Origin of the sequence: Leifsonia sp. Root227 (assembly GCF_001428745.1) — a bacterium.
GTDB lineage: Bacteria > Actinomycetota > Actinomycetes > Actinomycetales > Microbacteriaceae > Leifsonia.
The window spans coordinates 720,917-734,404 of sequence record NZ_LMIO01000002.1; the positions used below are offsets into that span (position 1 = coordinate 720,917).

The window sequence follows — 13,488 nt, forward strand, 5'->3', positions numbered from 1 at the left end:
CCGGAGCCGCTCACGGCATCGGCGGCACCACCAGGAAGTGCCAGCCGAGCCACCACCAGAACAGCAGGATGGTGAAGCGCGCAGCTCGGTCGGCCAGCACCACGTCGAGCAGGGTGGAGAACGGCGCGATCCGCAGCGGGTCCCTGTGCGACTGCAGCACCAGAACGGCCATCGCGAGGCCGCAGAGCAGGAAGCCGGCGATCGTGACGTCCCTCATCGTCGTCCCCGCCTGATCAAGGCGTAGCCGCCCGCCAGCCAGAGCACCACGAGCGCCGCGCGGGCGGGTGGCCAGGCGACGGCAGGGTCGACGAGGTCGGAGAGGGCGGGGAAGTCGTTCTCCGCCGTGGGGGAGGAGCGTCCGAGGAAGAACACCGCGATCTCCCATGCGCATCCGGCGACGATGACGGCCGACCATGCGATGGCGGCGCGGCGCACGGCAGCCTTCGCTCCAACGCCCGTGGTGGCCGCATCCGTGGCGCCCGCTTCCCCAGCTCCCGATGCGCGCGGTCGGTCGGCCCACACCACCGGCAGCAGGAGCACCCCGATGCCGATCACGATCGCCGTGTCGACGCCGCCGTAGAGCGGAGCGAACGCGAACGTGACCGCCGCCACGCCGATCAGCGTGTACGCCACGATGCGACGGGACAGCGTCTCCCTGTCCGGCATCGCCCGCAACGGGATGCGCAGCCAGCCCAGCCCGTCGAGCGCGATCACGACGGCCCCGCCCAGGAAGATCCACGCATCCACTGGGGCGCCGCGGAGGAAGTGGAAGACCGCTGTGAGGACGAGCACGAGCAGCCAGGCGAGGCGCGTGACGATGGCGATCCGGGTCGCCACCGGCCCCGATCGCGCGGAGACTGGGCGCGACTCATCGGACATCTCCGCTCCAGGCTACGCCCGGTGGGAGGCGGGAGCGCGCTGGGAACCGGCTGCTGTTGCTATCCGGGCGCGCTCCCCGTTTACTGAGAACATGGTTTCCGAGCGTATGTCGCCGACGCAGCGCAGGGTGCTGCTGATCGCGATCCTGGCGAGCTTCGTCGCCTTCCTCGACGGCGCTGTGATCAACGTGGCGCTTCCCGCGATCTCGAAGGAGCTGGGAGGCGGGCTTCCGCTGCAGCAGTGGGTAGTCGACGGCTACTTGGTGACGCTCGGCTCGCTCATCCTGATCGCAGGGTCGCTGTCCGACGTCTTCGGGCGCAAACGGGTACTGTACGCCGGGCTCATCGGGTTCCTGATCACCTCGCTGCTCTGCGCGTTCGCTCCCACCGGTGTGTTCCTGGTCGTCGCCCGCGCGCTGCAGGGCGTCGCGGGTGCCCTGCTGGTGCCGAGCTCGCTCGCCATCATCATCTCGACCTTCTCCGGTGCCGCGCAGGCGAAGGCGATCGGCCGCTGGACCGCCTGGACAGGTGTCGCGATGATCGCCGGCCCCGTGCTCGGCGGCGTCTTCGTGGACACGCTCTCCTGGCGCTGGGTGTTCGTGATCAACGTGGTGCCGATCGGCATCACCCTCGCCATGATGCTCGGGCTCAAGCAGGAGGACCACGGGATGGGCGGCCGCGTCGACGTGCTCGGCGCCGTCCTCGGGTCGGTCGGTCTGGCCGGAACGGTCTTCGCGCTGATCGAGCAGGGCGTGTACGGCTGGGGGAGCCCGCGCGTCTTCCTGCCGCTCATCCTCGGCCTGGTGTCGCTGGCCGCGTTCTTCTTCTGGCAGACCAGGGCGAAGCAGCCGATGCTCCCGCTCGGACTGTTCCGGGTGCACAACTTCTGGGTGGGCAACATCGCCACCGCCCTCGTCTACGGCGCGCTCGCCTTCGCTCCGCTCACCGTCACGCTCTACCTGCAGCAGGTGGCCGGCTTCGCTGCGACGGCCGCCGGGTTCGTGTTCATCCCGTCGACGCTGTGCATGCTGCTGCTCTCCGGGGTGTTCGGGGGGCTGGCGGGGAAGTACGGGCCGAGGCTGTTCATGGCCATCGGCCCTGTCATCGCCGCCTGCGGCTTCCTCTGGCTGCTGATGATGGGCGAGGACGTGAACTTCTGGACGAACCTCCTGCCCGCCGTTCTCCTGTTCGGTGTCGGCCTGTCGATCACCGTGGCGCCGCTGACCAGCGCGATCCTCGGATCGATCCACCCTGCGCAGGCGGGCATCGGCTCGGCGGTCAACAACGCCGTGTCGAGGATCGCCGGGCTGGTGACGGTCGCGATGATCGGCCTGATCGTCGGAGGCACGCTCGACAGGGCGGGCCTCGACAGGGCGATGATCACCGCTGCCGCCCTGATGCTGGTGGGCGGCATCGTCTCCGCGATCGGCATCCGCAACCACGAACCGGCCGCTGAGAAGGTTCAGACCGTCGTCGACTGACCGGCGAACGCGAGCATCAGCACGTCGACGATCGCGCATCCCATGATGAACTGCATCAGCAGGCGCGTCGGCGAGCGGCGCAGGAGCAGCACGACGCCGGCGACGGCGATCCCGATACCGATCACCAGCCCGATCAGCAACGGGATGCGCGGCGGCCAGCCAGGCCCGAACGCGATCAGGATGCTCGCCGCGGCCAGACAGGAGAACGCGAGCAGCCCGCTCGGCACCGCCCCCATCCGGTGAGGCAGTCCCCGGATGCCTGTGCGGTCGTCGTCCGCGAGGTCGGGAAGCACATTGGTGACGTGGGCGGCGACGCCGAGCAGGGCACCCGCCGCGACGACCCAGGCGGCGGCGAAGCGCGGCGGTTCGAGGCCGAGCGTGGCGATGGCGGGCAGGAGCCCGAAGCTGATCGCGAACGGCAGGAAGGAGATCGCGGTGGCCTTGAGCCCCAGGTTGTATGCCCAGCCCCCCGCGATGGCGATGGCGTGGGCCAGCGTCGCCAGTGGCCCGAGCAGCAGGGTGACCAGGATCGCGGCGACCAGGGCGACGAACGCCCAGGTGCGCACCGTCGTGACGCGGATCGCCCCGCGCGCCGCCGGTTTGTCCGTCCGCTCGACCTGCGCATCCCGTGCGGCGTCGAGCCAGTCGTTCGACCAGCCGATGGAGAGCTGGCCGAGCAGGATCGCCAGCGCCAGCGGCGCGAGGCGGCCGGGCGGGTAGCCGAGGCTCGCGCCCAGCACGGTGGCGACGACGGTCACCACGACGCTGGGGCCGGGGTGGCTGGCGAGCAGCAGCGCGGTCATCGAGCGCACCGCCGGCCTCGCCGCCGGCCCTGCCGTCCCCGGCTTCGCGCGCTGTGTCATGGGCGCCATGCTAGGCCGATCTGCCGTCTTGCAAAAGACTTGCGCTGTCTTGCAAGGAATTGCGTATGCTGAGCGCATGTCGAAACGTCTCGCCGAGGTCGCTCGCAAGGTCGGGGTCAGTGAAGCAACGGTCAGCCGCGTCCTCAACGAGAAACCCGGCGTGTCCGAGGCGACCAGGCAGGCGGTGCTCACCGCACTGGATGTGCTGGGATACGAACGCCCGACCAAGCTGCGCGGAGAGCGCGCCAGATTGGTCGGCCTGGTGCTGCCAGAGCTGCAGAATCCGATCTTCCCCGCGTTCGCGGAGGTCATCGGGGGAGCACTGGCGCAGAACGGATACACCCCGGTGCTCTGCACCCAGACGGCAGGGGGAATCTCCGAGTCCGACTATGTGGAGCTGCTGCTCCAGCAGCAGGTGTCAGGGGTCGTCTTCGTCGGCGGCGCGTACGCCCAGCAGGATGCGTCGCACGAGCACTACGCCAGGCTCACCGATCTGAATCTGCCGACGGTGCTGGTGAACGCGCCCGTCGACGACCTGCACTTCGCGACGGTGTCCTGCGACGACACGGTGGCCACCGCCCAGGCGCTCGGCCACCTGCGCTCGCTCGGGCACGAGCGGATCGGCCTGCTGCTCGGACCGCGCGATCACGTGCCGTCGCAGCGGAAGCTCGCGGCCGCGAAGCGCATCGTCGCTGGCTGGGGCGACGAGTTCGACGACGACCTGGTCGTGCACTCGCTGTACTCGCTCGAGGCGGGGCAGGCAGGGGCTGCCCGGCTGCTGAAGGCCGGGGTCTCCGCGATCGTCTGCGCGAGCGACCCGATGGCGCTCGGCGCGATCAGGGCGGTGCGCCGCGCCGGTCTGTCCGTGCCGTCGGACATCTCCATTGTCGGCTACGACGACTCGGCGCTGATGAACTGCACGGAGCCTCCGCTGACGACCGTGCGCCAGCCGATCGAGCCGATGGGGCGCACGGTGATCGAGTTGCTGCTGCGCCAGATCTCCAGCGATTCCGCCATCTCCGACGAGCTCTTCTTCGAGCCGGAACTGGTGGTTCGCGGGTCGACGGGACCAGCGCTGCACACGTAATTGTTATGCAATTCGGCGCAAATGTACGCAAACGAATTACTCTCTGTCAGTTTCTTGCAGTGAACTGTCATTAACGCTACATTCGGCTCAACGACGACGGAGCCGACTGTTCGGGCACGTCGACGTGACGACCGAACCGCCGACCAGGGTGGCGCGGACGCGCCCCGTTCGATCGGAGCGCACCGCACCGCCGGAGGTCGCCCGACCGAAGGGCACATCCGTGGACCTCCCCGTGCTGACCGTGCACTCCAGCGCTCCGTCGACCGCCCAGCCCACCGCATCCCCGCTGTCGCCGTCCACCGCCGACCCGCTCTGGTGGAGGAGCGCGGTGATCTACCAGATCTACCTGCGCAGCTTCGCGGACGGCAACGGAGACGGCATCGGCGACCTCGCCGGCGTCCGGCAGCACCTCGGCTACCTCAAAGAGCTGGGGGTGGATGCGATCTGGTTCACCCCCTGGTACGAGTCCCCGCTGGCGGACGGCGGATACGACGTGTCCGACTACCGCACGATTCACCCGGCGTTCGGCGACCTGACCGAGGCGGAGACGCTCATCCAGGAGGCGCTCGCCCTCGGCATCCGCACGATCATCGACGTCGTCCCCAACCACATCTCCGACCAGCACCCCTGGTTCCAGGCCGCCCTCGCGGCCGGGCCAGGCTCGCCGGAGCGCGAGCGCTTCTGGTTCCGCCCTGGCCGCGGAGCCGACGGCGACCAGATGCCGACGGACTGGGTGTCCAACTTCTCCGGCGAGACCTGGACCCGCACGACCAACCAGGACGGCACGCCCGGCGAGTGGTACCTGCACCTGTTCACCCCGCAGCAGCCCGACCTCAACTGGAACCACCCCGACGTACGGGCGGAGCATGAGGCCGTCCTGCGGTTCTGGTTCGACCGCGGTGTCGCAGGGGTCCGCATCGACTCGGCCGCACTCCTGGTCAAGGACGAGAACCTGCCGGAGGTGCCGGAGCATCCTGGGCCGGGGGAGCACCCCAACCAGGACAGGGACGAGCTGCACGAGATCTACCGCGGCTGGCGCGCCATCGCAGACTCGTACCCGGGCACCCGCGTGCTGGTCGGCGAGATCTGGCTGCCGGAGATCGACCGGTTCGCGATGTACCTGCGGAAGGACGAACTGCACACCGCGTTCAACTTCGACTTCCTGGCGAGGCCGTGGGAGGCGCGCGAGCTCCGCGCATCCATCGACGAGACCATCGCGGCGCACGCCCCGGTGGATGCGCCGAGCACCTGGGTGCTGTCGAACCACGACGTCACCAGGCCCGTCACCCGCTACGGCCGAGCCGACTCGTCGTTCGCGTTCCTGAAGAAGCGCGTCGGCACGCCGACCGACCTCGCGCTCGGCCGTCGCCGCGCCCGCGCCGCCGCCCTGCTCACCGCCGCCCTGCCAGGCTCGCTCTACCTGTACCAGGGCGACGAGCTCGGCCTGCCGGAGGTCGAGGACATCCCGGCCGACCGGCTGGAGGACCCGATGCACTTCCGCTCCGGCGGCGTCGATCCAGGCAGGGACGGCTGCCGGGTTCCGCTGCCGTGGAGCGGCGAGCATCCGCCGTTCGGGTTCAGCCCGGCAGGTGCCTCCGCGGAGCCGTGGCTGCCGCAGCCGGAGAACTGGGCGCCGCTGACTGTCGAAGCGCAGCAGTCCGACGCCTACTCCATGCTCCGGCTCTACCGCGAGGCTCTGCGGCTGCGCCGCACAGAGGACGGCCTCGGCGACGGACCGCTGCGCTGGCTCGACAGCGCAGACGGCACCCTCGTGTTCTCCCGCGGCGACGCCTTCGTGAGCGTCACCAACCTCTCCTCCGACGCGATCGAGCTTCCCGATCACGTCGCCATCCTGCTCAGCAGCGACCCGCTCGACCGCGGGCTGCTGCCACCGGACTCCACGGCGTGGCTTAGAACACAGCACGGTCCGCCGGAGGTCGCGTAACGCACCGCGACACAGCACACCGCACCTCACCACACCATCGAAAGGAACCGACAATGAGGTCACCACGTACGATCGCGGCCGTGGCCGCGATCACGATCGCCGGGGTCGGCCTGCTTGCAGGATGCTCAGGCTCCGGCAGCGGCGACTCGAGCGACGGCAAGGTGCACATCACCGTTGCCAGTCTCATCCCCGGCAGCGACAAGGCAGCGTTCAAGGCGTTCGACGACCGCGTGAAGGAGTTCGAGAAGGCCAACCCGAACATCGTCATCAAGTCGGAGGAGTACCAGTGGACGGGGCCGACGTTCTCGACCCAGCTCGCCGGCGGCACGCTGCCCGACGTGTTCAACGTCCCGTTCACCGACTCGCAGTCGCTCCTGCAGGCCGGTCAGCTCGCCGACATCACCAAGGAGGTCAAGGCGCTGTCGTACGCGGGCAAGTTCAACGAGAACGTGCTCGCCGTCGCCAAGAGCGGCGACAAGATCTACGGCATCCCGTACGGCCCGTACGCCATGGGGCTCTCGTACAACCGCGAGATCTTCCAGAAGGCCGGTCTCGACCCTGACAAGCCCCCGACGACGTGGGACGAAGTCCGGCAGGACGCCAAGACCATCTCGGAGAAGGTGCCTGGCGTCGCAGGCTACATGCAGATGACGCAGGGCAACACCGGCGGCTGGGAGCTGACCACCACGACGTACGCGCGTGGCGGCCGGATGGAGACCACGGACGGCGGCAAGACCAAGGTCACCACGAACAACCCCGTCACCAAGGAGGCGCTGCAGTTCCTGCACGACCTGCGCTGGGAGGACAACTCGGTCGGCAGCAACTTCCTGCTCGACTGGAGCGGCATCAACCAGGCGTTCGGCGCAGGCCAGATCGCGATGTACCCGTCCGGCTCAGACGTGCTCACCTCGCTGGTGCAGCAGAACAACGTCGACCCGAAGACGTACGGGCTGACGATGCTCCCGATCGACTCCAGCAACAAGGATGCGGGCGTCCTGGTCGGCGGCAACGTCGCGGCGGTCAGCCCCAAGTCCAACGAGGCGCAGAAGACGGCGGCGGTCAAGTGGATCGACTTCTACTACATGCAGAAGCTGCTCAACCAGGACCAGGCCATCGCGGACGCGAAGGTGCTCGCCAAGTCGAACCAGCCGGTCGGCGTTCCGACGCTGCCGGTCTTCGACAAGGCGACGTACGACCAGACGATGTCCTGGATCAAGCCGGAGGTCAACATCCCGTTGGAGAACGTCGCACCGTTCACCGACAAGATCTTCGACGCGAACCTCGTGCCTGAGCCGAACAAGCACACCCAGGAGCTCTACGGAGCACTGGATGCGGTGGTCCAGGCCGTGCTGACGGACAAGAACGCGAACATCGATCAGCTCCTGACGAAGGTCGACTCCGACATTCAGAAGCTCGTCGACGCCGACAAGTAAGTCACCGGTTCGGCCGGCGGGACGCCTCGTGCGCCCCGCCGGCCGCGCCGCACGTTTCCGACCACGACAGAAAGCACTCACCCCATGACAGCGATCGACCGCCAGCGAACGAGTTCGCGCCGCGTCGTGCGACGCACCCCGATGACCTGGCTCCGCGGAGGCGGGCTCAGCAACCTCGTCTTCCTGCTGCCGATGCTCGTGATCTTCGGCGTCTTCTCCTGGTGGCCGATCGTCCGCAGCGTGGTGATGAGCTTCCAGCACACCAACCTCGTCACCGCTCCGACGTTCGTCGGCTGGGACAACTTCGTGCAGGTCGTGAACGACCCGCTGTTCTGGACGGCGATCGGCAACACCGCCTGGTTCGCGTTCCTCGCCCTCATCCTGGGCTACCCCATCCCGCTCATCGCCGCCGTGCTGATGAGCGAGGTCAAGCGCGCGAAGGGGCTGTACAGCGCGCTCGCATACCTTCCGGTGGTCGTGCCTCCCGTGGTCGCCGTGCTGCTCTGGAAGTTCTTCTACGACGCGAGCCCGACGGGCGTGTTCAACACGATCCTCGGCTGGGTGGGCATCCCGCCGCAGCCGTGGATCCAGTCGGCGACCCAGGCCATGCCGTCCCTCGTCGTGGAGGCGACCTGGGCGGCAGCGGGAGGGACGATCATCATCTACCTGGCCGCGATCACCGGCGTCGCGCCGGAGCTGTACGACGCGGCTGAGGTGGACGGCGCCAACATCTGGCAGAAGATCTGGCACGTCACGATGCCGCAGTTGCGCAGCATCCTGCTGATCACGCTCATCCTGCAGATCATCGGCACGGCGCAGGTATTCCTCGAACCGTACCTGTTCACCGGAGGCGGTCCTGTCAACTCGACGGTGACCGTGCTGCTGCTCATCTACCGCTACGCGTTCCAGAACTCGCTCGGTGGCGACTACGGAGCAGCGACAGCGCTCAGCCTGATGCTCGCCGCGTTCCTCGCCGTGCTCTCGCTCGTGTACTTCCGCCTCACCAAGTCCTGGAGCCAGAATTGACCACCTCGACCGACTACACGCCAGAGGTCATGAACGTCATGACCGACGAACTCGACGAGTCCGGCATCGCGCCGGGCGGTCCAGGCGGCCGCAAGCGCAAGCGCCGGTCGCGCAGGCCGAGCGAGCCGTCGGGCGACCGCGGCATCCTGTCGCCGTCCGACTGGCGGAAGCCGGGCATCCGGTGGGGGACGCGCGCCACCCACCTGGTGCTGCTGCTCCTGCTGATCGTGCTCGGCCTCGGGCCGCTGCTGTGGCTCGCCAAGTCGGCGATCACGCCGACGCAGGACACGCTCCGCACACCGATGGCGCTGTTCCCGAACGGCGTCGACTGGGCCAACCTGTCGACGGCCTGGTCGACGGTGCACATCGACGTGCAGTTCATGAACACGATCTGGGTCGCGCTCGGCTCCTGGATTATGCAGATCGTGGTGGCGACGACGGCGGGATACGCGCTGAGCGTGCTGCGGCCGAAGTACGGCAAGGTGATCTATGGGCTCATCCTCGGCACGCTGTTCGTGCCGTCGGTGGTGCTGCTGGTGCCGCTCTACCTCACCATCCTCAACCCGCCCCTGCTCGGGCAGTCGCTGATCAACACGTTCTGGGCGGTCTGGCTGCCCGCCGGCGCGAGCGCATTCAACGTGGTGCTGATCAAGCGGTTCTTCGACAACCTGCCGCGCGAGGTCTTCGAGGCGGCGCGCACGGACGGGGCTGGGCCGTTCCGGCTGTTCTGGTCGATCGTGCTCCCGATGTCGAAGCCCATCCTGGGCGTGGTGTCGGTGTTCGCGATCATCGCGGCCTGGAAGGACTACCTGTGGCCGCTGCTGGTGCTGCGCGACCCGGCCATCCAGCCGCTGTCCGTCCGGCTGCCCACGCTGCAGGCGGCGATCCAGCTCGATGTGTACCTCGCGGCGCTCGCGATCTCCACGCTGATCCCGATCGTGCTCTTCCTGGTGTTCCAGGGGCTGTTCCTGCGGTCGGCGGGGCTGGGCGGAGCTGTTAAGGGCTGAGGCGGCGGCGGTTACCATCGATGGATGAGGAGTCGACGCGGAATCCGGAGGGCGCCGCTTGCGCTGACCCTGGTGACCGCGTCGGCTCTCGCCGTCACCGGCTGCGCTGCCGGGGCGCCGCGCACGGCCCAGCACAGCGCAGCCGATAGCTCTGCCACGCCGGAACAGACGAAGACGGTGGATCCGGCGACGGCGTACGTGAACGCGCGCCTGGCCAACATGACGCTGCGCCAGAAGGTCGCCAGCCTGCTGATGCTGCACCAGCCGGGCACGGACGGCGCCGCCCTGCGCGGCTTCGTCGACCGCTACGGCGTCGGCGGGATGATTCTGATGGGCGACAATGTGCTCGGCAGCCCTGCCGCCCTCGCTGCGCAGAACGCGGCGATGACCGCCTCCGACCCGCAGCTCCCTCCGCTCGTCGCCATCGACGAGGAGGGCGGCGACGTCACCCGGCTTCCCTGGGACACCCTGCCGGGCGCCGACGTGCTCAAGGCCCAGCCGCCCGCAGCGACGCAGGCGGCGTTCTCGCAGCGCGCCGCCCTGCTGAAGCAGGCAGGTGTCACGGTCAACTTCGGCACCATCGCGGACACGACGGCCGACCCGGACTCGTTCATCTACGACAGGGTCCTCGGCATGACGCCCGCTGCGGCGGCCGACAGGGTCGCCGCGTCGGTCACGGGGGAGCGCGGCCAGGTGTTCAGCACGCTCAAGCACTTCCCCGGCCACGGGGAGACGGAGGCGGACTCGCACACGAGCATCCCCACCACCGCGGTCAGCGTCGCCGAGTGGCGGGCGAGGGATGCGCCGCCCTTCGGCGCCGGCATAGCGGCGGGCACGGAGCTGGTCATGTTCGGCCACCTCGTCTACAGCGCGGTGGATGCTGCGCCCGCCTCGCTCTCCGCGCCGTGGCACCGCATCCTGAGCGACACGCTCGGCTTCCACGGGGTGACGATCACCGACGACATGCGGATGCTGCAGGACTCCGGGCTGCCGCAGTACGCGAACCCAGAGGAGAACGCCGTGCAGGCGCTGGCGGCGGGCAACACGATGCTGCTCTACGTGCTCCCTGCGGACCCTGCCGCCGCCGGCCTCGACCCGGATGCGCTGATCGACGCGGTCGTCGGCGCGGTCGGCTCCGGCCGGATTCCCGCCGCGCAGATCGACGCCGATGCCAGGAAACTGCTGGAACTGCGCCACGAGCTGGCCACAAAAGAGTGACGCGTCAACTTTTTTTTTGGATTTCCGGAATAGGACCGCTGTCCATACGCTTGCATGTACCTGTACGGCGCGCGGAGCGCCGCGAACCATACTTCAAGGAGATCACCGAATGACCATCGACATCCCCGGCTACAAAGCAGGCACCTGGACCATCGACCCGGCGCACTCCGAGGTCGGCTTCAGCATCCGCCACCTCATGATCAGCAAGGTGAAGGGCGTCTTCGAGAACTTCGACGCCACCTTCGTCACCGCAGAGAACCCGCTCGAGTCGACCGTGACCGCGAAGGCGGACGTCGCGTCGGTCAACACCAAGGACAAGAACCGCGACGCGCACCTGCGCACCGGCGACTTCTTCCTCGCCGACGAGTTCCCGACCATCGACTTCGTCTCCACGGGCGTCCGCCACGAGGGCGGCGACTTCCTCGTCGACGGCGACCTCACGATCAAGGGCGTGACCAAGCCGGTCACCTTCGAGTTCGACTTCGGCGGCTTCGGCCAGGACCCGTACGGCAACTACAAGGCCGGTGCGACCGCGAAGACCACGATCAACCGCGAGGACTTCGGCCTCACGTACAACGCGGCCCTCGAAACCGGCGGCGTGCTCCTCGGCGAGCAGGTCACCATCACGCTCGAGCTGCAGGCGGTTCTCGCCAACGCGTAAGCGGCACGAACACCAGTCAGGGACTCCGCGCGAGCGGGGTCCCTGTTCTCGTTGACCGGCGCCCGCGCGACGCGCAGCTCAGTGGTGCCGCTTGCGCACGCCAGGCGGCCGCGGCGCCCTGAGCCGGTCGAACACCGGGTTGAGGAACTGCACCAGGAACGCCAGCGACCCGAACCACGGCGCGAGCACGACGGTCAACGCCGCGAGCCCGAGCGCGACCAGCGTGCCCGCCTTGGTCGAGCGGACGCCGGCAGGGGAGAGGCCGGCCACCAGATCGCGCTTGGGTGAGGTCAGGTAGAACCAGTGCACCGTGGTGATGCCGATCACGAACAGGAAGTTGAGCGGCAGCAGCAGGCGAGCGGGGAGGAAGTCGTTGTACTCGCTGATCAGGCTCGTGGTGAACGGGATCAGCACCACGCCGAGGAGCCGGAGTGTGTTGAGCAGGGTCGCGCGCGCATCCACCCTGACCACGTACTCGAACTGCCAGACGTGGATGCGCCACAGCGTCGCCAGCAGCAGGAAGCTGATGACGAGGCTGAGGAAGCCGAACGACTGATCGCCGAGCGCGGCCCAGAGCTGCGCATTCGTGTGGACGTCGCCGAGCTTGGTGACGTCCAGGTCGAGGACCAGGAGCGTCGCCGCGATGGCGAACACGCCGTCGGTGAACGCTTCGAGTCGTCTGGTCGACACCGGCGCGCTGTCGGTGTCGTCGACCCCTGAGGCGGATCCTGACGGGGAGCTGCTGTCGGCGGACATGCGGCCATGCTACGGCCAGCAGGCCCGATCAGGCGCTCTCCTCCCCGGTGATCTCGTCGTGCACGCGGCGCAGGTCCTCCATCAGAGAGCCGATCAGCACCCAGTGGCGCGGGTCAGGCGTCGAGATGACGAGCGGCGCCGTCAGCACCGGGAGCCCAGCGGTATCCGTGGTCGGCTCGGCGGGCGGCGCATCCGGGTCGCGCGCGAGCAGACGCAGATCGTGCGCTGAACGGCGCAGCTCCTCCGCGATTGCCTGCAGCGTCGGCTCTCCGGCGAGCGTGTCGTCGTAGTGGTCGCGGAATGCGCGCGTCATGCCGAGCGCTCTGGTGATGATCGGACGGAACCGGGCGAACAGCTCGGCGTCGTGGTCGAGGGCGACGCGGTGCCTGCCCTGCCGGGGGTTGAGGGTCAGGCTCTCCTCAGCCTGGACCAGCGCCGCGTCCGCTTTCTTCTCCATCGGGCGCAGCAGCCTGGCCTCGATGAGCAGCGCGTTGAGCTGCGCTGCGGTCTGCGGCGTGGTGATCGCCGTCGCCAGCCGGTCGAGGGTGGCCGCGAGCTCGTTGCCGAGAGCGAGGATCGCCTTGTGCGCAGGCTCGCGTTGCACGGGAGGCACGATCGCGATGTTGATGATCACACCGATGACGGCGCCGATGATCGTCTCCACGATGCGCGCGAACGCGTACTCCGGGTTGGATGCGCCGACCGCGAGCACGAGCATCGCGGTGATCGGCACCTGGTTCGCCGTTCCCGGCGTCAGCTTGAGCGCCCAGGCGAGCAGGATCGAGATGACGACGGCGACGAGCACGATCCAGCTGTTCGTGCCGAAGGCGAGACCGATGCCGTAGGCGATGAGCACGCCGACGATCACCCCGATGCTGCGCTCGATCGCCCGGCCGACGGACTGATTGACGCTCGGCTGCACCACGAGCAGGGCGGCGATGGTCGCGAACACCGGAAGCTCGCCAGGCAGCAGCAGGCTCGCCAGCACCCAGGCGAGGATCATGGCGACCGCGGTCTTCGCCACCTGCAGGAAGGGAACCCTGCTCGTCGTCCTGATGTTGGCGGGAAGGCTGATGTTGGCAGGAAGGCGGAGCTTGGCGGGAAATCGTGGAGCCACGGTCCAAGGCTACCGG

General features: G+C 68.5%; 13 protein-coding genes. 8 read left to right on the plus strand and 5 right to left on the minus strand.

Features of this window, described 5'->3' with window-relative positions:
* Nucleotides 1–10 precede the first annotated feature (10 nt).
* Nucleotides 11–217 carry a DUF6186 family protein gene (locus ASE16_RS08315; protein ID WP_055893517.1) on the minus strand — a complete coding sequence of 69 codons (207 nt, stop codon included), beginning with the start codon at nt 215–217 and terminating at the stop codon, nt 11–13.
* Nucleotides 214–879 carry a hypothetical protein gene (locus tag ASE16_RS08320; protein WP_157480217.1) on the minus strand — a complete coding sequence of 222 codons (666 nt, stop codon included), beginning with the start codon at nt 877–879 and terminating at the stop codon, nt 214–216. Before ASE16_RS08320 ends, ASE16_RS08315 begins: the two co-directional genes overlap by 4 nt.
* 91 nt (nt 880–970) lie before the next feature.
* On the opposite strand from ASE16_RS08320, the gene ASE16_RS08325 reads away from it, so the two are divergent.
* Nucleotides 971–2,359 carry an MFS transporter gene (locus ASE16_RS08325; RefSeq protein WP_157480219.1) on the plus strand — a complete coding sequence of 463 codons (1,389 nt, stop codon included), beginning with the start codon at nt 971–973 and terminating at the stop codon, nt 2,357–2,359.
* On the opposite strand, the gene ASE16_RS08330 is transcribed toward ASE16_RS08325, so the two are convergent.
* Nucleotides 2,341–3,222, minus strand: a complete 882-nt coding sequence (locus ASE16_RS08330) for a UbiA family prenyltransferase (protein ID WP_055894430.1) — start codon at nt 3,220–3,222, stop codon at nt 2,341–2,343. The two genes, ASE16_RS08325 and ASE16_RS08330, sit on opposite strands and share 19 nt — an antisense overlap.
* A gap of 76 nt (nt 3,223–3,298) precedes the next feature.
* Between ASE16_RS08330 and ASE16_RS08335 the strand changes: the two genes are divergently transcribed.
* From ASE16_RS08335 to ASE16_RS08365, 7 genes are all read left to right on the plus strand, one after another.
* The gene (locus tag ASE16_RS08335; RefSeq protein WP_055893526.1) at nt 3,299–4,309 is read left to right on the plus strand and encodes a LacI family DNA-binding transcriptional regulator; all 1,011 of its coding nucleotides are present in this window, start codon (nt 3,299–3,301) and stop codon (nt 4,307–4,309) included.
* Nucleotides 4,310–4,595: 286 nt separating this feature from the next.
* Nucleotides 4,596–6,254: an alpha-amylase family glycosyl hydrolase gene (locus ASE16_RS08340; protein ID WP_200949603.1), complete on the plus strand. Its 1,659-nt coding sequence runs from the start codon at nt 4,596–4,598 to the stop codon at nt 6,252–6,254.
* A 53-nt stretch (nt 6,255–6,307) separates the two neighbouring features.
* On the plus strand, nt 6,308–7,687 hold the full coding sequence (locus tag ASE16_RS08345; protein ID WP_055893528.1) for an extracellular solute-binding protein: 1,380 nt from the start codon (nt 6,308–6,310) through the stop codon (nt 7,685–7,687).
* 84 nt (nt 7,688–7,771) lie between these two features.
* Complete coding sequence (locus ASE16_RS08350) at nt 7,772–8,713, plus strand: carbohydrate ABC transporter permease (protein WP_235500420.1); 942 nt, start codon at nt 7,772–7,774, stop codon at nt 8,711–8,713.
* Between the two features lie 29 nt (nt 8,714–8,742).
* Nucleotides 8,743–9,720 (plus strand): carbohydrate ABC transporter permease, encoded by a 978-nt coding sequence (locus tag ASE16_RS08355; RefSeq protein ID WP_082581362.1) that lies wholly within the window; start codon nt 8,743–8,745, stop codon nt 9,718–9,720.
* Between the two features lie 24 nt (nt 9,721–9,744).
* Nucleotides 9,745–10,938 (plus strand): glycoside hydrolase family 3 N-terminal domain-containing protein, encoded by a 1,194-nt coding sequence (locus ASE16_RS08360; RefSeq protein WP_082581316.1) that lies wholly within the window; start codon nt 9,745–9,747, stop codon nt 10,936–10,938.
* Between the two features lie 109 nt (nt 10,939–11,047).
* Nucleotides 11,048–11,599, plus strand: coding sequence for a YceI family protein (locus tag ASE16_RS08365; RefSeq protein ID WP_055893531.1), 552 nt, complete (start codon nt 11,048–11,050; stop codon nt 11,597–11,599).
* A gap of 78 nt (nt 11,600–11,677) precedes the next feature.
* On the opposite strand, the gene ASE16_RS08370 is transcribed toward ASE16_RS08365, so the two are convergent.
* Entirely contained in the window at nt 11,678–12,355 is a 678-nt protein-coding gene (locus ASE16_RS08370) for a TMEM175 family protein (RefSeq protein WP_055893536.1), read from the minus strand.
* A gap of 28 nt (nt 12,356–12,383) precedes the next feature.
* Nucleotides 12,384–13,472, minus strand: a complete 1,089-nt coding sequence (locus ASE16_RS08375) for an FUSC family protein (protein WP_235500421.1) — start codon at nt 13,470–13,472, stop codon at nt 12,384–12,386.
* Between the last annotated feature and the right edge of the window lie 16 nt (nt 13,473–13,488).

Bases quoted from the DNA above. Each gene is read 5' to 3' on its own strand.
- ASE16_RS08315 (WP_055893517.1), bottom strand. From the start codon at position 217: ATGAGGGACGTCACGATCGCCGGCTTCCTGCTCTGCGGCCTCGCGATG.
- ASE16_RS08320 (WP_157480217.1), bottom strand. From the start codon at position 879: ATGTCCGATGAGTCGCGCCCAGTCTCCGCGCGATCGGGGCCGGTGGCG.
- ASE16_RS08325 (WP_157480219.1), top strand. From the start codon at position 971: ATGGTTTCCGAGCGTATGTCGCCGACGCAGCGCAGGGTGCTGCTGATC.
- ASE16_RS08330 (WP_055894430.1), bottom strand. From the start codon at position 3,222: ATGACACAGCGCGCGAAGCCGGGGACGGCAGGGCCGGCGGCGAGGCCG.
- ASE16_RS08335 (WP_055893526.1), top strand. From the start codon at position 3,299: ATGTCGAAACGTCTCGCCGAGGTCGCTCGCAAGGTCGGGGTCAGTGAA.
- ASE16_RS08345 (WP_055893528.1), top strand. From the start codon at position 6,308: ATGAGGTCACCACGTACGATCGCGGCCGTGGCCGCGATCACGATCGCC.
- ASE16_RS08350 (WP_235500420.1), top strand. From the start codon at position 7,772: ATGACAGCGATCGACCGCCAGCGAACGAGTTCGCGCCGCGTCGTGCGA.
- ASE16_RS08355 (WP_082581362.1), top strand. From the start codon at position 8,743: ATGAACGTCATGACCGACGAACTCGACGAGTCCGGCATCGCGCCGGGC.
- ASE16_RS08360 (WP_082581316.1), top strand. From the start codon at position 9,745: ATGAGGAGTCGACGCGGAATCCGGAGGGCGCCGCTTGCGCTGACCCTG.
- ASE16_RS08365 (WP_055893531.1), top strand. From the start codon at position 11,048: ATGACCATCGACATCCCCGGCTACAAAGCAGGCACCTGGACCATCGAC.
- ASE16_RS08370 (WP_055893536.1), bottom strand. From the start codon at position 12,355: ATGTCCGCCGACAGCAGCTCCCCGTCAGGATCCGCCTCAGGGGTCGAC.